At 41.9% G+C, this 1,001-nt stretch carries 1 protein-coding gene; it reads right to left on the reverse strand.

Going from position 1 to position 1,001, the window contains the following annotated elements; genetic code table 11:
* Nucleotides 1–14: 14 nt before the first annotated feature.
* Nucleotides 15–857 carry a tetratricopeptide repeat protein gene (locus tag GNE10_RS34785; protein ID WP_185570540.1) on the reverse strand — a complete coding sequence of 281 codons (843 nt, stop codon included), beginning with the start codon at nt 855–857 and terminating at the stop codon, nt 15–17.
* Nucleotides 858–1,001: the final 144 nt, after the last annotated feature.

The following is a 1,001-nucleotide window of genomic DNA, read 5'->3' on the forward strand; positions in this document are numbered from 1 at the left end:
TCTCCCCACCCCCCCTACTGTGCAAGTTCTTTAATATTTCTCGTTACTTGTTGATATAAATCGTTGTTTCCTTGAGTTTGAAAGATGTTTGCTGCTTGTTCTAAGTCTTTAAGTGCCCCTTCTTTGTCTCCATTTTTGGCGCGGGCATTGCCTCGGTTATTGTAGGCAGGGGCAAAGTTAGGATTGAGGCGAATCGCTTCATTGTAATCTGCGATCGCTCCTTGTGGATCTCCGTTGGCAGCACGGGCGTTTCCCCGATTATTGTAAGCAATGACATATCTGGGGTTGAGGGCAATGGCTTGGTCAAAATCATCTATCCCTCTGTTTTGTTCTCCCAATGTGGCGCGGGCATTTCCCCGGTTGTTGTAGGCTTCGGCGTAGTTGGGGTTGAGGCGAATTGCTTCACTGTAATCTTTAATTGCTTCTCGGTTGTTTCCCTGTGAGGCGCGGGCATTTCCCCGGTTATTGTAGGCTTCGGCGTTGTTGGAATTGATACGCAGTGCTTGATTGTAATCTGCGATCGCTTTTTCTTTATCTCCTAAATCAAAATAAGCTAGTCCCCTGCTGTTATATGCAGCGACATATTCAGAATTTTCATTAATTGCCTTATCGTAGGAAGCAATGGCCGCTTGCAAATCGCCGTTGATATGCTGATTTTTTCCCTGGACATAAAATGCCTCAGCTTTAGTTCTGATAGCTGAACGGCGGGTAGGTGGATTAACTCCGACTTCTGTAATCAATACATTGTTATTCTTAGTGCAAGAAACGCTACTAATTGCTGTCAATGTAGTAAAAATAACTATGGTAAATACTTTATTTACCTTTATTTCATTCTGCCTAAATAAACGCCGTGTCATAAGTTAAGATAAACTACCCTAAAGAATAATTCAGAATTCAGAACTCAGAAGTCAGAAGTCAGACAAGAAAATCTGGTGACTGGCGTCTTCATTCTTTCTTGATAACGCCTGAAATAAACTAATTCCAAAATCTAAATTTTAATT

This window comes from Nostoc sp. 2RC (assembly GCF_014222165.1).
GTDB classification, from domain to species: Bacteria; Cyanobacteriota; Cyanobacteriia; order Cyanobacteriales; family Nostocaceae; genus Nostoc; species Nostoc linckia.